Source organism: Micromonospora reichwaldensis (genome assembly GCF_031845925.1).
GTDB lineage: Bacteria > Actinomycetota > Actinomycetes > Mycobacteriales > Micromonosporaceae > Micromonospora > Micromonospora reichwaldensis.
The window spans coordinates 50,114-68,245 of sequence record NZ_JAVRFL010000021.1 but is presented as its reverse complement, the minus strand read 5'-3'; the positions used below and the strand labels follow the sequence as shown (position 1 = coordinate 68,245).

General features: G+C 74.5%; 13 protein-coding genes. 7 read left to right on the top strand and 6 right to left on the bottom strand.

The features are described from left to right. Positions 1-35: 35 nt before the first annotated feature. Entirely contained in the window at positions 36-788 is a 753-nt protein-coding gene (locus RM555_RS18600; RefSeq protein ID WP_311412946.1) for a YsnF/AvaK domain-containing protein, read from the bottom strand. A gap of 174 nt (positions 789-962) precedes the next feature. Next, positions 963-2,072: a winged helix DNA-binding domain-containing protein gene (locus tag RM555_RS18595; RefSeq protein ID WP_311412945.1), complete on the bottom strand. Its 1,110-nt coding sequence runs from the start codon at positions 2,070-2,072 to the stop codon at positions 963-965. A 126-nt stretch (positions 2,073-2,198) separates the two neighbouring features. On the opposite strand from RM555_RS18595, the gene RM555_RS18590 reads away from it, so the two are divergent. After that, complete coding sequence (locus RM555_RS18590; RefSeq protein ID WP_311412944.1) at positions 2,199-2,588, top strand: hypothetical protein; 390 nt, start codon at positions 2,199-2,201, stop codon at positions 2,586-2,588. Between the two features lie 326 nt (positions 2,589-2,914). Continuing rightward, entirely contained in the window at positions 2,915-3,532 is a 618-nt protein-coding gene (gene wrbA / locus RM555_RS18585; protein WP_311412943.1) for an NAD(P)H:quinone oxidoreductase, read from the top strand. Positions 3,533-3,667: 135 nt separating this feature from the next. Here wrbA and RM555_RS18580 read toward each other — a convergent pair whose 3' ends face one another. Then, positions 3,668-5,608, bottom strand: coding sequence for an anthranilate synthase family protein (locus tag RM555_RS18580; protein WP_311412942.1), 1,941 nt, complete (start codon positions 5,606-5,608; stop codon positions 3,668-3,670). 254 nt (positions 5,609-5,862) lie between these two features. On the opposite strand from RM555_RS18580, the gene RM555_RS18575 reads away from it, so the two are divergent. The 3 genes from RM555_RS18575 (at position 5,863) to RM555_RS18565 (ending at position 10,311) form a co-directional block, all read left to right on the top strand. Next, complete coding sequence (locus RM555_RS18575; RefSeq protein WP_311412941.1) at positions 5,863-7,242, top strand: gluconokinase; 1,380 nt, start codon at positions 5,863-5,865, stop codon at positions 7,240-7,242. A gap of 97 nt (positions 7,243-7,339) precedes the next feature. Beyond that, positions 7,340-9,892, top strand: coding sequence for a sensor histidine kinase (locus RM555_RS18570; protein ID WP_311412940.1), 2,553 nt, complete (start codon positions 7,340-7,342; stop codon positions 9,890-9,892). Continuing rightward, the gene (locus RM555_RS18565) at positions 9,889-10,311 is read left to right on the top strand and encodes a roadblock/LC7 domain-containing protein (RefSeq protein WP_425874650.1); all 423 of its coding nucleotides are present in this window, start codon (positions 9,889-9,891) and stop codon (positions 10,309-10,311) included. Before RM555_RS18570 ends, RM555_RS18565 begins: the two co-directional genes overlap by 4 nt. 99 nt (positions 10,312-10,410) lie before the next feature. Here RM555_RS18565 and RM555_RS18560 read toward each other — a convergent pair whose 3' ends face one another. Beyond that, positions 10,411-11,829, bottom strand: a complete 1,419-nt coding sequence (locus RM555_RS18560) for a GH1 family beta-glucosidase (RefSeq protein WP_311412939.1) — start codon at positions 11,827-11,829, stop codon at positions 10,411-10,413. Positions 11,830-12,785: 956 nt separating this feature from the next. Here RM555_RS18560 and RM555_RS18555 point away from each other — a divergent pair. Next, on the top strand, positions 12,786-15,677 hold the full coding sequence (locus RM555_RS18555; protein ID WP_311412994.1) for a glycoside hydrolase family 48 protein: 2,892 nt from the start codon (positions 12,786-12,788) through the stop codon (positions 15,675-15,677). Positions 15,678-15,963: 286 nt separating this feature from the next. Here RM555_RS18555 and RM555_RS18550 read toward each other — a convergent pair whose 3' ends face one another. Beyond that, entirely contained in the window at positions 15,964-16,656 is a 693-nt protein-coding gene (locus tag RM555_RS18550) for a DUF3159 domain-containing protein (protein ID WP_311412938.1), read from the bottom strand. An 84-nt stretch (positions 16,657-16,740) separates the two neighbouring features. Here RM555_RS18550 and RM555_RS18545 point away from each other — a divergent pair, with 84 nt between their 5' ends. Beyond that, positions 16,741-17,628 (top strand): phosphatase PAP2 family protein, encoded by an 888-nt coding sequence (locus RM555_RS18545; RefSeq protein ID WP_311412937.1) that lies wholly within the window; start codon positions 16,741-16,743, stop codon positions 17,626-17,628. 5 nt (positions 17,629-17,633) lie between these two features. On the opposite strand, the gene RM555_RS18540 is transcribed toward RM555_RS18545, so the two are convergent. After that, positions 17,634-18,086 carry a YbhB/YbcL family Raf kinase inhibitor-like protein gene (locus tag RM555_RS18540; RefSeq protein WP_311412936.1) on the bottom strand — a complete coding sequence of 151 codons (453 nt, stop codon included), beginning with the start codon at positions 18,084-18,086 and terminating at the stop codon, positions 17,634-17,636. Positions 18,087-18,132 lie beyond the last annotated feature (46 nt).

Sequence of the window (18,132 nt, the reverse complement as noted above, 5' to 3'; positions counted from 1 at the left end):
TCGAACCGACCCACCCGCCCGTCCCATGCCAGCGGTCAGCGGCGTCGCCGGCTGCGCTCCGGGATGTCCGCGTCCACCCGCTCCCGGCGGATCTGGTCGTCGATGGGCTGCTCCTCGACGACCTCCTCCTTGGCCAGGTGGACCCGCTCGACGGGCACCGTCTCCTTGCCGACCACCGGCCGCTCGGCCCGCAGGGTCATCTCCTGCTCGGCCTCGCCGATGTCGGCGCGCATGCCACGCGCGTCGCGGGCGGCGATGGGCTCCCGCTCCACGCGCACCTCGTCGTGTTCGACGGGCACGGTGGTGTGCACGTCCTCGGTAACCACGTACTTGCGCAGTCGGGCGGCACCGGCGGGCTGGCTCTCCGTGCCGACCCGCAGCCGCTCCTCGGACCGGATCAGGTCCTCGCCCGCCGCCGGCGCCCGTCCCTGACCGGCGGCCGGCGGGGGCTGCGGAGCCCGCGGGGCCTGCGGCGTGAGACGGTAGTGGGCGTAGAGCTGCTCGATCTGATCCGTGTCCAGCGGCTGGTCGGTGCCGGCGTCCACGGCCGGGGCGTCCTTCACGGTGGACTTGTCGTAGTCGACCGCGAGCCCGCTGTCGGTGATCCGGGCCTTCTCCAGCGGAGCCATCGACTCCTTGTGGCCCATCAGGCCGGTCTTCACACTGACCCAGGTCGGCTCACCGGCGGCGTCGGCCCAGATCTGGCCCACGCTTCCGATCTTCGACCCCGAGCGGTCCTTGACGTCCTGCCCGTACAGCGAGTTGGCCTGCTGTTCGTTGAGCCTCATGGTCGTCATTCCTCCCTCTCGGTTCACGGCCCGGATACCCGGCCGGCCGGCCCGGATTCGTCGACGACCGGACGGATAGGAGCAGCGCCGGAAGGCCGGCGAGCGCGGCGGGACGACTGGGGCCAGCGGGACCGGTGGGGCCCCTGGGCCGGGCCGCCGCCGGCGGCCCGCCGGTCAGCCGGGCCAGTCGACGCGCAGCGGCAGGCCCAGGAAGTCGGCGTAACGGCCCAGCGCGCCCGCCACGCGGGCCCGGGTCCGCTCGTCGAGGGGCACCAGCGGGAACACCGTGACCGTCACCCGGGTCCTGCCGACCGCGCGCTTCCACGTGCCCACGACCCGCCCGTCCTGGACGACCGTGGGCTGGAAGACGCCGTTGCGCCCCGGCACGATCGCGTCGGCGTGGGCGGGGTCCAGCATCAGCGAGCGGTCCTTGAAGCCCAGCAGGTACTCGTCGAAGCCGGGCAGCACCAGCAGGTCGTCGACCGGCTCGCGGGGCGCGTCGAGCAGGGCCGCGTCGACGAGCGCCTCCTGCCCGTCGACCCGCACCACGGTCAGGGCGTCGCCGGCCGCCGCGAGGCCCCGGCGCGCGTCGGTGAGCGTCAGCCCCGTCCAGCCGGCGAACTCCCGGGCGGTGACGGGCCCGTGCCCCCGCACGTAGCGGTGGGCGAGCATCGCCAGGGCCTCGTCCCGCTCCGGCCGGCGCGCCTCGGGCGCCCACTCGTCGAGCAGGGCGAAGGTCTGCTCGGTGCCCACGTTCGGCGCCAGGCACGTGACGCCGCGGACGCTGGCGTACCAGAGCAGGTGGTAGCCGCGCTGCTCGCCGGTGTCGATGCCGGCCGCCTCCAGCGCGGCCAGGCACCGGGCCCGGGTGAGCCGGCCGCCGCCGGCCAGCGCGGCGCCGAGCACGTCGAGCGCGCGGTCCGCGTCGGTCTCGGTGAGCCCGAGCTGCGCGCGGCGGGTGGCGGCGCCGGCCAGCGAGCGTACGCCGGTCAGCTCCAGCATCCAGCGGGCGTCGCGGGGCGGCACGAGGTGCACGGTGCCCCGCATCGGCCAGGTGCGCAGCGCCTCCAGGCGCTCCAGTGCGGCGTGCACGTCGACGTGGCCGAGCGTGGGCAGCCGCACCCCGAGCGACCACATGCCGCTGGCCAGGTCCTGCGCCTGCATGGCCCCGAACCACTCCACCACGTCCTCGACCCCGCCCACCGCCGCCGTGGGATGCGGGCGCAGCAGCAGGCCGGTCATCCGCAGCGCGAGCGCCTCGCGCCCGGTCAGCTCCGCTGGCATCAGGCTCCTCCGCTCGGGTGGGGCACCAGCCTAGGGCCCACCCCCGACAGCCGACGCATGACCGCCCTCGCAGCGGGAAAGCGGCCGGCCAGCAGGCGCGCCGTCCGCGCGCCCGGAGGGAGCGACATGACCGCGTCCAGCGAGCCGGCCCGGGGCGCCGGCGTACCGACCCGTGCCGGCCGGGGCGGCCCGGCCGCCAAGACCAGCGCCGCCGCCGCCTTCGCCCTGGTCTTCGGGGTGGCCGCGCTGATCAGCGTGCTGACCGTGATCCTGTCCTGGATCGGCCTGCTGCTCGGCATCATCGGCGTGATCCTGGGCATCGTCGGGCTCAAGATGGCCGGTCGGCCCGGGGTGACCGGCCGGGGCGTGGCGATCGGCGGCCTGGTGCTCAGCGCCCTGGCGGTGCTGATCGGGCTGGCCTTCGCCGCCGGGGTCACCACCTTCCTCAACGACGAGGGCGGCGTGAACCGGATCCAGCAGGAGGTCGACGACCTGCGCGACCGCCTCGACACCTGACGATCGGGTGCTCACCTGATCGCGCTTCGCCGGCGACGCTGCCGGCGCAGCGCGATCCCCCGTTCAGGGTGGCCGGTGCCGGGCGGTTGCCGGTCCGCCGGCGCCGTGGCACCAGCATCCCCGGCCGGCGGTCGGACCGGCACCGGAACGGATCGAAACTTGCGGACATCTTGAGCTACCGACGGCAGCGGGACCGTCACAGCCGGCGGTGCGTGACGGGCAGGTCCACGAAGCCCCGGGCCGGGCGCGCGACCCCGGGTGACCGTTTGACGGCGCAAACATCGGGTAGTCGCGGGAGCTGACCCGACATGAGGAGGGAACACCCGATGGCTGCCCAGACCAAGGTCGCGGTGATCTACTACAGCGCCACCGGCATCACGTACCAGATGGCGCAGGCGGCGTGCGAAGGCGCCGGTGAGGCGGGCGCCGAGGTGCGGCTGCGCAAGGTGCGCGAGCTGGCGCCGGACGAGGCGATCCGTTCCAACTCGGGCTGGCACGCGCACCACATGGAGACCCAGGACGTCCCCGAGGTGCAGCTGGACGACCTGTCGTGGGCCGACGTGGTGATCTTCGGGACCCCGACCCGGTACGGCGTGATGGCCGCCCAGCTCAAGCAGTTCATGGACACCACCGGGCCGCTGTGGTCGCAGGGCGCCCTGGCGGACAAGGTCTATTCCGCGTTCTGCTCGACGGCCACCTCGCACGGCGGGCAGGAGGCCACCCTGCTGTCGATGTTCAACGTCTTCTACCACTGGGGCGGGGTGGTGGTGACCCCCGGCTACACCGACCCGAGCCAGTTCGTCGCCGGCAACCCCTACGGCGCCTCGCACACCAGCAACAACGGCGAGACGGCGCCGGACGACATCGCGCTCGGCGCCTGCGCGTTGACCGCCAGGCGCGCGGTGCAGATCGGCGCGGCGCTCAAGGCGGGCCTGGCCGGCTGAGCCGGCGCCGCCGGTTCACCGGCTGGACCGGCACTGCCAGCGGGTCGGCGGTACCGGCGCGACCGGCGGCCCGGGCGGGGGCTCTCGACCCGTCCGGGCCGCCGGTCGCAGCACCCCTACCCCCGATCGGAGCGGCTATGCACGCTGGGCCGCTCCCGACACCGTGCCGTGCGCCGCCGCCGGTCGCCCCGCCGGCGCCGGCAGCAGCCCGCCCAGCAGGTCGGCGAGGACGGCCACGCCGTCGGGGCTGAGCACCGACTCCGGATGGAACTGCACCCCGGCGAACCCGCGCCCGCGCAGCGCGTGCACCGCGCCGTCCGCCGCGTCCCGGGCCAGCTCCACCGGGCCGTACGCGGTGTCCAGCCGGTCGGCCTCGGCGCGCGCCGTGAAGGTGGCGTAGAAGCCGACCCGTCGGCGCGTGCCGAAGACGTCCACCTCCCGCTGGAGCCCCTGGTAGGGCGCGTCCCGGCGGTGCGGCGCCAGCCCGAGCAGGCCGGCGAGCAGTTGGTGGCCCAGGCAGACGGCCAGGGTCGGCCGGCCCTCGGCGAGCAGGCCGGCGAGCAGCCCGCGCATCGTGCGCATCTTCGGCTCGGTGGTGCTGCCCGGGTCGCCCGGACCGGGGCCGACCACCACCAGGTCGTGGCCGTCCACCGGACCGGCGGCGTGCCACGGCCGCAGCGTCACGGCCAGGCCGAGCGCGCGCAGCTGGTGGGCCAGCATGCCCGTGAAGGTGTCCTCGCCGTCGACGATCAGCGCCCGCCGGCCGGCCAGCCCGGGCAGGCCACCGGCACCTGGCGACCGCTGGTCGAGCCAGAACCGGGCCAGCGGCGCGTTGCGCGCGGCCAGCGCGGCCCGCACCTGCGGGTCGTCGGCGAGGCGTACGGCGGGCTCCGGGCCACCGGCGGGCGCCTGCGGGCCGAGGCCGAGCGCGGCCAGCACGCCGGCCGCCTTGGCGTGCGTCTCGGCCACCTCGCCCTCGGCGGTCGAGTGCCGCACCAGGGTGGCCCCGACCGGCACCCGCAGCTCGCCGGCGGGGGAGATCTCGGCGGTGCGGATCAGGATCGGCGCGTCCAGGCTCTGCCGGCCGGCGTCGTCGTGGCCGAGCAGCGCCAGCACCCCGGCGTAGTAGCGCCGCCCGGTGCCCTCGTGCCGGGCGATGACCCGGCAGGCGTTCTCCATCGGGCTGCCGGTGACCGTGGGCGCGAACATCGTCTCCCGCAGCACCTCCCGCACGTCCTTCGTGCCCCGGCCGGCGAGCAGGTACTCCGTGTGGGCCAGGTGGGACATCTCCTTGAGGTGGGGCCCGACCACCTGGCCGCCGTGCTCGGCGACCGTGGCCATCATCTTGAGCTCCTCGTCGAGCACCATGTACAGCTCCTCGACCTCCTTGGGGTCGGCGAGGAAGCGCAGCAGCGCGGCCCGGTCGGCACCCGCGCCGGTGTGCCGGAAGGTGCCGCTGATCGGGTTCATCATGACCAGGCCGTCGTCGACGCTGACGTGCCGCTCGGGACTGGCCCCGACCAGGATCCGGGTGCCGGTGTGCACCAGGAAGGTCCAGTACGCGCCGCGCTCGCCCCGCAGCAGCCGGCGCAACGCGGCGAGCGCGGCGAGCAGCGGCGGACCCTGCACGGTGGCGCGCAGGCAGCGGTGGATGACGAAGTTGGCGCCCTCGCCGCGCCCGATCTCCTCGGCGAGCACCCGGCCGACGGTGGCGGCGTACTCGTCGTCGGTGACGTCGAAGGCGGCATCGGCGGTGCGCACGGGCACGTCGGGCAGCGCGGCGAGCGCCTCGGCCAGGGCGACCCGCTCGTGCCGGTCGATCTCGAGGAACTCCAGCGGGACGCCGTCGTCGACGCAGGCGAAGCCCCGCTCGGTGATCTGCCGGTAGGGCACCAGCGCCAGCGTCCGGGGGCCGGGCGCCCCGCCCGGCAGGGGGAGGTCGGCGAGCCGGCCCGCCGTGCGTACCGTGCCGGTGAACAGCTCCAGGTGCGCGGCGCCCTCGCGGCGGACGAGCGCGAACGGGCCGGGGTCGCCGCCGCCGGCGACGGCGGCGAGCAACTCGGTCAGGTGGGTCATCGGGTCTCCTCGGGCCGGGCGGCGCCCGGCGGGGCGGCCGGGAGGGCCGGGGAGAGACCGGCGGCCGCCTCGTCGGGCGGCCGCGTGGGAAGCTACGCGCGGGGGATGGCCGCCGGGTCGGCGGGCCACCAGCAGGACAGGTGCGCGGGCATGCGATCACCCTACGGCCCCGTGCGGGCACCGCAAAGCCGATCGGGCGTACGGCCCACGCGCTGGGACGCCGGGGCGCGCCGCACCGGGTAACTTGACCCGCGATGAACATTCTCGCGCTCGATCTGGGCACCTCCTCGGTACGCGGACTCGTGCTGGACACGGACGCCCGCCCGCTGCCCGGCGCGCTGGCCCGGCGCAAGGTGAGCCTCGTCGTGCACGACGACGGCACCGGCACGCTGGACGGCCCCGGCTACCTGGCCTGCCTGGTGGCGTGCCTGGACGAGCTGGCCGCCAACGGCCACCTGCGCGACGTGTCGCTGGTGGCGACGTCCGGGCAGTGGCACTCGGTGGTCCCGCTCGGCGCCGACGGCGCGCCTCTCGGGCCGGTGCTGACCTGGCTGGACACCCGTCCCGAGGTGCCCGCCGGGGCGGCCGGCCCGGCCGACCCGGCCGACTTCCACCGGCGCACCGGCACGTGGTGGCACCGCTGCTACTGGTCGGTCCGGCTGCCCTGGCTGCGGGAACACACCGGCGGGCGGGTCGCCCGGTTCGCCGGCCTGGCCGAGTACGTGCTGGGCGAGCTGCTCGGCCCGGCGCCCATGTCGATCTCCCAGGCCTCCGGCACGGGCCTGCTGGACCTGCGGACGCTGGACTGGGACGCCGAGGCGTGCGCGCTGGCCGGCAGCCGTGCCGAGGAGCTGCCCGAGCTGGCTCCGGCCGGGTGGCGGGGCCGGCTACGGCCGGCGTACGCGCGGCGCTGGCCGCAGCTCACCGACGCGCCCTGGGCCGGCCCGGTGGGCGACGGCGCGGCGTCGAACGTCGGCTCGGGCTGCGTCGAGCCGAGCCGGGCCGCGGTGACGGTCGGCACGTCGGCGGCGGTGCGGCTGGTGCAGCGCGTCCCGGCGGGGCAGGCCATGCCGCCGCTGCCCGAGGAGCTCTGGCGCTACCGGGTCGACCACGACCACGTGGTGACCGGCGCCGCGTACTCCTCGGGCGGCAACCTCTTCGCCTGGGCCGACCGGGAGCTGCGGCTGCCCGGGGGCAGCGAGCTGGAGGTCGCCCTGGCCCGGGTGCCGCACGACAGGACCCTGCCGGTGAACGTCCGCTTCGGCGGGGACCGGCCGCCCGGGATGTCCCCGGCCGGCTCGGGCGTGCTGGGGGGCCTGAGCCTCGGCACCACCGCGGTGGAGATCCTGGCGGGGCTGATGCGGGGCCTGTGCGACCTGGTCGCCGACGACCTCGTCGTGCTGGAGTCCACCGTGGACGAGTCGGTCGAGGTGGTGCTCGGCGGGGGAGCGGTGGCCGCCTCCCGCTGGTGGCGTACGTCGTTCGCGGCGGCCCTCGCGCCCCGGCCGGTGTGGTACGGGAGCAACCCGGAGGTCGGGGCGAGCGGCGCGGCGCTGGTGGCCCTGGGCCGCGTCGGTGACGCCTCCCGGCTCGCCGCCATCGTCCGGACGGACGAGACCGCCTCACCCTCCTGAGTAGCACCTCAGCCCGCCCCGTTGACACGGCTCGCGGGCCTGGTTGGATGGACTCCGCTCCCCGGCTCGCGGCGGACGCGGGACAGGGAGGGGGCAGGTGTTGGGGACAGGTCCGGAACCGTCCGACGACGGGGTGTCGCAGCACCGCCGGCGTCGGTTCGACGTCCGGGTCGTGCCGCACCGTCGCCGTTCCCCGTTCCGGCTGCGGGACTGGCGGATGCGCACCAAGCTCGTCACCGTGCTGGTCATCCCGTCGGTCGCTTTCCTGGTGCTGGCCGGCGTGCAGACCCACACCCTCGTCGGGCGGACGACCGCGTTGGGCGACTTCGCCCAGCAGGTCGGCATCGGCCGGGAGATCGTCGCGCTGGTGCACCGACTTCAGCAGGAACGCGACCGGGCCGCCGGTGAGCTGGGCGAGTTGCGCCGGGGCGGCGTGGGCGCCGACCGGGACGCGGCGATCGTGGTGCTGAGGCCGTTGCAGGCCGCCACCGACCAGGCGCTGCGCGACCTGCGCCGGGCCGCCGGGCCGCTGGCCGACGCCGACGCTTCCTGGCGGGTGGCCTACTCGGAGGTGCTGGAGGCCTACGACCAGGTCGCCTACATCCGGGCCGCGATCCCCCCGGCGGTGCTGGGCAGCGACACCATCCTGAGCAACTACCACCGGGCCGTCGACGCCCTGCTGCGCCTGCTCGCCGAGCCCTCGCCGGGCGAGGACCGGCCCGCGCTCAGCGACGCGGTGCTGCGCTACGTGCAGCTCGCCCGGGTCAAGGAGCTCTCCTCACGGGTCCGGGCCCAGCTCTACGAGGCCGCCCGCGCCGGCCGGTACGGCGTGGAGGACCAGGTGGTCCTGACCGACCTGCGCGCCCAGCAGCTGACCGCCCTGGGCGCGTTCCGGGTCGCCGCCACCGCCGAGCAGGTCCGCCGCTACGACGAGACCTCGACGGACCCGACGTTCCTGACGGCCACCCGGCTGGAGGAGCAGAGCCTGGTGACCGGGGCCGCCGCGCCGAGCGTGCTGCCGGCGCCGCAGTGGTGGGCGGCCGGTGAGCAGCGTCAGGAGCTGCTCCGCCGCATCGAGGCGTCGGTGCTCGACGACGCCGTACGGCAGGCCGACGAGGTGAGCGCGACGCAGCTGCGGACCACGCTGCTGGTCGTCGGCAGCATCCTCGCGGTGCTGCTGGTCGCCCTGCTCATCTCCGTCCTCGTCGGCCGGTCCATGGCCCGGTCGATGCGGCTGCTGCGCGGCCAGGCGCTGCGGATCGCCCAGCTGGAGCTGCCGGACGCCCTGGACCGGCTGCGTACCGTGACCGGGGGTGTCCCGGAAATCGAGGTCCCGCCGGCGGTGGTCCGTTCGCTCGACGAGATCGGCGAGCTGGCGGAGGCGTTCGTCGCGGTGCACCGCAGCGCGGTCAACGTCGCCGTCGAGCAGGCGACCACCCGGCGCAACGTCAACGCGATGTTCGTCAACCTCGCCCGGCGCAGCCAGGTGCTCGTGGAGCGCCAGTTGGAGCTGCTCGACGACCTGGAGCGCGAGGAGAGCGATCCGGACCAGCTGGAGAACCTCTTCAAGCTCGACCACCTGGCCGCCCGGATGCGGCGCAACGACGACAGCCTGCTGGTGCTCGCCGGGACCGAGTCGACCCGCCGGTGGAACCGGCCGGCGGCGCTCGGCGCGATGCTGCTCGCCGCCAGCGCCGAGATCGAGCACTACCAGCGAATCCGGCACGGGGCGGTCGCCGACCTGCACGTCGTCGGCCACGCCGTCGGCGAGCTGGTCCACATCCTCGCCGAGCTGCTGGAGAACGCCACCTCGTTCTCCCGTCCCGACACGGTCGTGGCGGTCACCGCCCGGAGCGAGGGCGCCGGCGCGGTCATCGAGATCACCGACCGGGGGATCGGCATGAGCCCGGCCGCGCTGGCCGAGGCGAACGCCGTCCTGGCCACCCCGCCGGCCGCGGACGTGGCGACGGTCGAGCGGATGGGCCTGTTCGTGGTCAGCCACCTGGCCGCCCGGCTCCGCGTCGAGGTGCGCCTGGCCGGCGGCGAGGAGGGCCTCGTCGCCCGGGTACGGCTGCCCGGTGGCCTGCTGGCGCCGGCGCCCGAGGGGGAGGCGCCCGTCGCGGCCCGGATGCTGACCGCCACGGCGTGGGACGGGCCGCCGCCGCCCGGTGGGCTGCCGGTGGCCGGGCGACCGCCGGCGTGGGCCGGTGCGCGACCGGCGGGCGAGCTGCCGGCGGCCGGGCGGCGATCCGAGGTCCCGCCCCGGCAGGCCCGGTCGGTCCCGGTGCGGGCCGAGGACGTGCTCGCCCCGGCGGCCCGGGCGACCGCGTCGACCGGTGGGGGCTGGTGGTCGCGGCAGGGGCCGTCGCCCGGTCCGGTGCGGGGGGCCTCGCCGACGCCGCCGGCGGTCCCGGTCACGGGCGGGACCAACGAACGCGGCCTGCCCGTCCGGGTGCCGATGGCGCAGCTCTCCGCCGTCACCCGGCCGGCGCGGCCGGAGCAGCCGGCGGTACGCCACGACCCGGACCCGGAGGCGGTCGGGGGGATGCTGTCCCGGTTCTACAGCGGGGTACGGCGGGCCGAGGCCGAGGACACCACGGAGATTTCCATGCCGCCGGGCGGCGTACGCACCGAAGGGGGACAGCGATGACGACGTTGAGCCGGGAGGCCCGCGACCTGAGCTGGCTGGTCAGCGGGTTCGCGGATCGGGTGCCGGGGGTGGTGCACGCCATCGTGGTCTCCTCCGACGGCCTGCTGGTCGCGATCTCCGACCACCTGCCCCGGGACCACGCCGACAAGCTCGCGGCCGTGACCTCGGGGTTGATGAGCATCACCGCGGGCGCGGCGCAGATGTTCGACGGGGACATCGTCAAGCAGACGGTCGTCGAGATGGGGCGCGGCTACTTCCTGGTCATGCAGGTGCGTGACGGGTCCATCCTGGCCACGCTGGCCGGGGCGGAGGCCGACATCGGCGTGGTCGGCTACGAGATGGCGCGGCTGGCCAAGCAGGCGGGGGAGATGCTCACCCCGGCGCTGCGGGCGGAACTCCAGCAGGCCCTGCCCCGCTGACCGGGTCGGCGCGCCCGCCCGGCGTCCACCCGGCGGGTGCGCCGACGGCGTCCACCCCGGCGCCGCCGAGGCGGCGCCGGGGTGGCGGGTGCCGGGCGGTCAGAGTCCGTTGGCGGCGATGACCTGGCGGTACCAGTGCGCGCTGCGCTTGAGCACGCGCCGCTGGGTCTGGTAGTCCACGTGGACCAGGCCCCAACGCTCGTCGTAGCCCGCGTCCCACTCGAAGTTGTCGAGCAGGGACCAGACGTGGTAGCTCTCCAGCGGCACGCCGGCGGCCATGGCCCGGTGCACGGCGGCGAGGTGGTCGCGCAGGAAGGTGACCCGCCCGGCGTCGTCGACCGTGCCGTCGGCGTCGAGGGTGTCCGGGGTGGGCAGGCCGTTCTCGGTGACGGTCAGCGGGATCGGTCCGTAGTCGCGGGTCACCCGGGTCAGGATGTCGTACATCCCGTCGGGGTGGATCTGCTGCCAGGAGGCCTGTGAGGTGGGCCAGCGCCCGACCGTCGCGCCGTCGCCGGTGACGTAGTAGGGCGTGTAGTACTGCACGGCGAGCAGGTCGACCGGCGCGGCGATGGTCGCCAGGTCGCCGTCGTGGATGCCGCGGACGAGCCGGCTGTCGGGGCCGAGGTCGTCCAGCACGTCCTGCGGGTAGCGGCCGGTGAGGATCGGGTCGAGGTAGAGGCGGTTCTCGTAGCCGTCGTAGAGCCGGGCGGCCCGGGCGGCCTCGGGCGAGTCGTCGGCCGGGTAGCAGGGGTGCAGGTTGAGCGCCGGGCCGATCCGGCCGGAGCCGGTGGCGCGGAACGCCGCCACGGCGAGCCCGTGGGCCAGGTGGAGGTGGTGGGCGACCAGGTACGCGGCGTCCGGGTCCTGCCGGCCCGGGGCGTGGTGACCTTCGAGGTAGCCGTTCTGCACCACCGTCTTCGGCTCGTTGACGGTCAGCCAGACCGGCACCCGGTCGCCGAGCGCGCGGAAGACGATCTCGGCGTAGTCGGCGAACCGGTGGGCGACGTCGCGCGACTCCCAGCCGCCGGCATCCTGGAGGGACTGCGGCAGGTCCCAGTGGAACAGCGTCGCCATCGGCGCGATGCCCCGCTCGTGCAGCCCGTCGACGAGACGGCGGTAGAAGTCGAGCCCGCGCTGGTTGGGCGCGCCGGTGCCGTCGGCCTGTACGCGCGGCCAGGAGATGGAGAACCGGTAGCTGTCCAGCCCGATGTCGCGCATCAGGTCCAGATCCTCGGCGTACCGGTGGTAGTGGTCGGCGGCGACGTCGCCGGTGTCGCCGTTGCGGGTGCGGCCCGGCGTGTGGCTGAAGGTGTCCCAGATCGACTCGCCCCGGCCGTCCTCCTTGGCCGCGCCCTCGATCTGGTAGGCGGAGGTGGCCGCCCCCCAGCCGAAGCCCGGCGGGAAGCGCAGGCCGGCCGACGGCGTCTCGTCGGCGCGCGGCGCGGGGCCGGTCGTGGCGGCGGGGGCGGTGGCGGAGGGCGCGGCGCCCTGGGGCGGGCGCGGGGTGGGCATCGACATCGGTTCTCCTCATGGTCTGCGTGGCCACCGCCGGGCCGGGAGCGCTCCCAGCATAGGGCAGGAGCCGCCGGCCGGTCGCGTCCGCCCGGCCGGGCGAAGGGCGATCGGGAACGGCGGAGGGGTGCGTGCTGCGCCCGTGGCGGCGGTGCGGGAGCGGGGGCGCGCGGTGGCGCCGGCGCTCGGGTGGCCGGCCGCGGGACGCGGGGCGCCGGGGCGCGGGGCGTCGACCGGGCGGTACGGGCGGACAGCGGACGAGGCCGGTCGGAACGGCGACACGGCCAGTCCCGTCGGCCTCTTTTCCCGCCGTGGCGGGAGGTTTAGTGTGTGGGGACGGGGGAGGGCAACCCCCGTCCCCACCATTGCTGCACACGCACGGGCGGAATTGGCGTCCTGTCGTGCGTGTCGCGCGGGAGCCGGGCCACGCGAGTGGCTAGAGGATCCACCTCCCTCCATGTCGGTGGGAACGGCTGACGGCGGTGTCCGGGCTGGCCCGCCGTCAGCCCTCGGGCTGAGTCCCCGGGGTCCGTCGTGGACGGACTCCGGGTGATCTTCTAATTGGATCTCCGTCGATGGAAGCGCTCCCATCGACCGATGCTGCGACTGTAACGCCCGTCACGGCTTTGTGAAAGCCCCAAAACGAGATCGAAACATGTTGCTGCTTCGGTGCGCCTCCGGCCATTGTGGGAGCGCTTCCATGCATGGCACACTGTCGCCACCGCGACGCGGAGCCAGATCGCGCAAGCGTGGGTCGCCGAGGGCAGCCGGTGTCTCCGGTACGGCATCCGACGCAGTCGGCGGAGCAGTAGCCCCGCAGGGGGCGCCGCCCGCCGTACCCCGGCCTCGGGCCGGGGCGACCACCATCCCGGGTGCCCCCGAATCCCCGTTCGCGGGAGGGCGCCCCGCCGGGGCCCTTCGTCCCCGGCCAGGTCCGAGGAGACACCGCGCACATGAGAAATCTGGCAAGACGTCGCCGCCTGGCGATGGTCGCCGCCGCCGCGCTCGCCGTCGGCGGGGTGACCCTGCCGGCCGGCGCCGCACAGGCCGCCCCCGCCTGCGACGTGGTCTACGCGACCACCGACTGGAACAACGGCTTCACCGCCAACGTCACCATCAAGAACCTCGGCGATCCGATCAACGGCTGGACGCTGAAGTTCGCCTTCCCCGGCGACCAGCGGGTGACCCAGGGCTGGTCGGCCAAGTGGAGCCAGACCGGCAACCAGGTCACGGCCACCAACGAGTCCTACAACGGGGGCATCGCCACGGGCGCCTCCACCAGCATCGGCTTCAACGGCTCGCACGGCGGCGCCAACCCGAAGCCGACGTCCTTCTCGGTCAACGGCGTCACCTGCGGCGGCACGCAGCAGCAGCCGCCGACGGTTGCGCTGAACGTGCCGGCCGGCCCCTTCGAGGCCCCCGCCGACGTGCCGCTGAGCGCCACCGCCAGCGACCCGGACGGGACGATCAGCAAGGTCGAGTTCTACCGCAACGGCCTGCTGGTCAACACCGACACCACCGCCCCGTACGGCTACACGCTGGAGGACCTGCCGGCCGGCGCGTACACGGTGCAGGCCAAGGCGTACGACAACGCGAACCTGACGGCCACCGCGGAGAAGGCCTTCACCGTCACGCAGGCGTCCGGGCCGGTGCTGGTGGCGACCCCGTCGGCGGTGAGCGTGACCGAGGGCGGCAGCTCGACGGTCAACCTCAAGCTCAGCGCCGCGCCGACGGCCAACGTGCCGGTCTCGCTGGCCCGCACCGGCGACACCGACATCACCGTCTCGCCGGCCTCGGTGACGCTGACCCCGAGCAACTGGAACACCGGGGTGAACGTGACCGTCGCGGCGGCGGAGGACGCCGACACGCTCGGTGGCACCGCCACCGTCACCGCCTCGGCCACCGGCTACGCGCCGCTGGCGATCACCGCCACCGAGATCGACAACGACAACGGCGGCGGGGACAACACCTACGTCAAGCGGTTCCTCGACCAGTACGGCAAAATCAAGAACTCGGGCTACTTCAGCCCCGAGGGCGTGCCGTACCACTCGATCGAGACGCTGATCGTCGAGGCGCCCGACCACGGGCACGAGACGACCTCCGAGGCGTTCAGCTTCTGGCTGTGGCTGGAGGCCCAGTACGGACGGGTGACCCAGAACTGGGCCCCGTTCAACAACTCCTGGAACGTCATGGAGAAGTACATCATCCCGTCGCACGCCGACCAGCCCACCGCGGGCGCGGCCGGCACCGCGCAGTACGCCGCCGAGCACGACCTGCCCAGCCAGTACCCGTCGCAGCTGGAGCCGTCCGTGCCGGTCGGCCAGGACCCGCTGCGCGCGGAGCTGCAGAACACCTACGGCACCGGTGACATCTACGGCATGCACTGGCTGCTCGACGTGGACAACACCTACGGCTACGGCCGCTGCGGCGACGGCACCACCCGGCCGGCGTACATCAACACCTTCCAGCGGGGCACCCAGGAGTCGGTGTGGGAGACCGTGCCGCAGCCGTCCTGCGACACCTTCGCCCACGGCGGCCGCAACGGCTACCTCGACCTGTTCGTCAAGGAGGCGAACGCGCCGGCGAAGCAGTGGAAGTACACCAACGCCCCCGACGCCGACGCCCGCGCCGTGCAGGCCGCGTACTGGGCCCTGACCTGGGCCAAGGAGCAGGGCAAGGAGGCCGACGTGGCGGCCACCGTGGCCAAGGCCGCGAAGATGGGTGACTACCTGCGCTACGCCATGTTCGACAAGTACTTCAAGAAGATCGGCAACTGCGTCGGGGCCGCCACCTGCCCGGCCGGCACCGGCAAGGACTCGGCGCACTACCTGATGTCCTGGTACTACGCCTGGGGTGGCGCGTACGAGCCGAACCAGAACTGGTCGTGGCGGATCGGCTCCAGCCACAACCACTTCGGCTACCAGAACCCGTTCGCGGCCTGGGCGCTGACCAACATCAACGAGCTCAAGCCGAAGTCGCCGACCGCGGTCGCCGACTGGACCAAGAGCCTGGAGCGGCAGCTGGAGTTCTACACCTGGCTCCAGTCCGCCGAGGGCGGCATCGCCGGCGGCGCGACCAACAGCTGGGGCGGCCACTACGGCCAGCCCCCGGCCGGCACGTCGACCTTCTACGGCATGTACTACGACGTCGACCCGGTCTACAACGACCCGCCGTCGAACCAGTGGTTCGGCATGCAGGCCTGGTCCATGCAGCGCATCGCCGAGCTGTACCTGGAGACCGGCAACGCCAAGGCCAAGGCGCTGCTGGACAAGTGGGTGCCGTGGGCGATCGCCAACACCACGGTCGGCACCAACTGGTCGATCCCGTCGGACATGAAGTGGACCGGCCAGCCGACCACCTGGAACCCGGCCAACCCGCAGCCCAACACCAACCTGCACGTCGAGGTCACGGTCAAGGGCCAGGACGTCGGCATCGCCGCCGCCTACGCCCGCACGCTCATCGCGTACGCGGCGAAGTCGGGCAACGTGGCGGCGAAGAACACCGCCAAGGGCCTGCTGGACGCGCTGCACGGAGCCAGCGACGCCCAGGGCGTGTCCACCGTGGAGAAGCGGGGCGACTACCGCCGCTTCGACGACACCTACGACGCCAGCACCGGTCAGGGCCTCTACGTGCCGCCGGGCTGGACGGGGACGATGGCCAACGGTGACGCGATCGCACCGGGCAAGAGCTTCCTCGACATCCGTTCCTTCTACAAGAACGACCCGGCCTGGCCGAAGGTCCAGGCGTACCTGGACGGCGGCCCCGAGCCGGAGTTCAAGTACCACCGGTTCTGGGCCCAGGCGGACGTCGCCATGGCGTACGCCGACTACGGAAAGCTGTTCCCCAACGGCTGACCGACTCCTCCGGGTGGGTGGCGCGGCCCGCCCGCCCGGAGGCCGGCCGGGCGGGCCTGGGGGAACGGAGACGCCCGGTCGGCGGACGGCCTGACTCCCACGGTCAGGCCGGGGTGGGCCGGTCAACCGGCCGACGCAGCGGGGCAGCCGGCCCACCCCACCACACCCGGATATGCACCGGGCGCGAAAACGCCCGAAAAACCGGCCACCACGGGATCACGCATGGGGCCGGGACGGAGTAACGTACGTCACCGGAGAGGCCGCTCCCCCCGTGGCGGCCTCTCCCTTACTTTCCCGCCGGCTCCACCGGCGCACGGGTCGGCTCGACCGGGTGGCGCAGCCCCGGGTGACCGGCCGGCAACGACCGGCGCACCACCACCCAGCTCACCGCGAGCACCGCCGCCACCAGCGGCCAGGACAACACGACCCGGGCCACCGTCAGCGCGACCACCTGACCGCCGAGCCACAGCGGCAGGAACACCGCCACCCGCAGCACGTAGGACGCCGCCCAGACCCAGCTGCCCCGGCCGTACGCGCGCAGGAGCGCCGGATCCCGCCGCCACCGGGTCCGCTGGCCGAGCGCGACGCCCACCACCGTTCCGAGCAGCGGCCAGCGCACCACGATGCTGACCACCCAGGCCAGCGCGCTCGCCGCGTTCGACAGCAGTTGGACGAGGAAGAAGTCCTCGGCGCGCCCGGTGCGCAACGCGACCAGCGCGGCCACGCAGACGGCCAACAGCCCGACCAGCACCGAACGCGGCCGGTCGCCCCGGTGCAGCCGCCAGCCGGCCAGCGCGGCGCCGGTGACCACGGCCGCGCCCACCCCGCCCCACAGCGAGTGCCCGCCGAGCAGCCAGCCGAGGGCGAACGCCACCGGCGGCAGGCTGGCGTCGACCGCGCCCCGGCGCCCGCCGAGCAGGTCCGCGAGCGTCTCCGGCCGGTCCGTCGGGGCCGGCGCACCCTCCGGTGTACGCGTCACCGCACCCTCCTCACGTCCGCCACCAACCTAGCCGTAGCCGAGCGACAGGCCACCCGCCGACCGGGCCGCGCCTGCCGCTACGGTGTGCGGGTGCGAACGACGCCGAGGGGTTGGACCGCGGTCTGGTTGGTCGTCCTGGCGCTCGTCCAGGCGGCGGCCTTCATCGCGGTGTGGCGGGTCGCCATGCACGTCGAGATCGGCCAGTGGGTCGACACCGTCGCCCTGACCGGCAACCGGATCGGGCAGGACCGCATCGACGGCCCGGTGGACCGGATCCTCAACGCCATGTCGGTCGTCTCGCTGCTGGCGGCGACCGCGGTGATCGGCTTCATCGCCCTGATCCGGGGCCGGATCGCCCTGGCCGTCACGGCCACCCTGCTGATCGCCGGCGCCAACGCCACCACCCAGTTGCTCAAGTACGGCCTGACCCGACCCGACTTCGGCATCGACCCCGAACGGATCTACGCCGGCAACAGCCTGCCCAGCGGGCACGCCACGGTCGCCGCCTCGGTCGCGGTGGCCCTGGTGCTCGTGCTGCCGCGCAAGGTGCGGGTGCTCGGCGCCTTCCTCGGCGCCGGCTACGCCGCGATCGCCGGGGTGGCCACCCTCTCTGCCGGCTGGCACCGGCCCAGCGACGCGGTGGCCGCGTTCCTGGTGGTCGGGGTCTGGGCGGCGCTGGCCGGGCTGGTGCTGCTGATCACCCAGCGGGAGCAGGCGCAGGTGGAGTCGGCCGACGCCCACCGGGTCGCCGCGACGGTGCTCGGCGTCGGCGGCGTACTGGCGGTGGTGGCCTGCGGGTTCGCCCTCTCCTGGCTGGTCGACCTGCGCGCCACCCCGCCCAGCGAGCTGGCCCGCAGGCCTCTCCTCGTCGGCTACGCCGGCAGCGCCGCCGGGATCGTCGGCACGATGGGCGTGGTCATGGCGCTGGTGCTCGCCGCCGTGCACCGGCTGGTGCCCCGGGTCAAGGGCTGACCCGCTCAGCGGGAGTAGGTGCCGACCATCGTCCCGCTCGCGGCGTCCCGCTCGACGAGCAGGCGGTGCACCTCGTCGGCCCGTGGCGTCCCGGGCAACTCCAGCGGCCGGTCCAGCGCGTAGAGCCGGAAGAAGTACCGGTGGGGATCGTCGCCCTGGGGCGGGTGCGGGCCGCCCCACCCGGTGGTGCCGAAGTCGTTGGGCCACTCGCGGCCGCCCAGGGGCACGCCGCCCTCCGGCGCCCCGGCGGCGCTCGGCGCGATCCCGGTGACCAGCCAGTGCAGGAACGGCGTCCTACCCGCGTCCGGGTCCTCGACGAGCAGGACCAGCTCGGCGGCGGACTGCGGCACCCGCTCCCACTCCAGCGGCGGCGAGACGTTGCCGCCCTCCTTCGAGAAGCGGTTCGGCAGCATGTCGTGGTCGTTGAACGCGGTGCTGCGCAGCATGATCCCGGCCATCCCTGGCGCTCCTCTCGTTGGCCCGGCCGCGCGCGTACCCGCCGGG

Excerpts from the sequence above, each read along its gene's own strand:
- RM555_RS18600 (WP_311412946.1), bottom strand. The coding sequence starts at position 788 with ATGAGGCTCAACGAACAGCAGGCCAACTCGCTGTACGGGCAGGACGTC.
- RM555_RS18595 (WP_311412945.1), bottom strand. The coding sequence starts at position 2,072 with ATGCCAGCGGAGCTGACCGGGCGCGAGGCGCTCGCGCTGCGGATGACC.
- RM555_RS18590 (WP_311412944.1), top strand. The coding sequence starts at position 2,199 with ATGACCGCGTCCAGCGAGCCGGCCCGGGGCGCCGGCGTACCGACCCGT.
- wrbA (WP_311412943.1), top strand. The coding sequence starts at position 2,915 with ATGGCTGCCCAGACCAAGGTCGCGGTGATCTACTACAGCGCCACCGGC.
- RM555_RS18580 (WP_311412942.1), bottom strand. The coding sequence starts at position 5,608 with ATGACCCACCTGACCGAGTTGCTCGCCGCCGTCGCCGGCGGCGGCGAC.
- RM555_RS18575 (WP_311412941.1), top strand. The coding sequence starts at position 5,863 with ATGAACATTCTCGCGCTCGATCTGGGCACCTCCTCGGTACGCGGACTC.
- RM555_RS18565 (WP_425874650.1), top strand. The coding sequence starts at position 9,889 with ATGACGACGTTGAGCCGGGAGGCCCGCGACCTGAGCTGGCTGGTCAGC.
- RM555_RS18560 (WP_311412939.1), bottom strand. The coding sequence starts at position 11,829 with ATGTCGATGCCCACCCCGCGCCCGCCCCAGGGCGCCGCGCCCTCCGCC.
- RM555_RS18540 (WP_311412936.1), bottom strand. The coding sequence starts at position 18,086 with ATGGCCGGGATCATGCTGCGCAGCACCGCGTTCAACGACCACGACATG.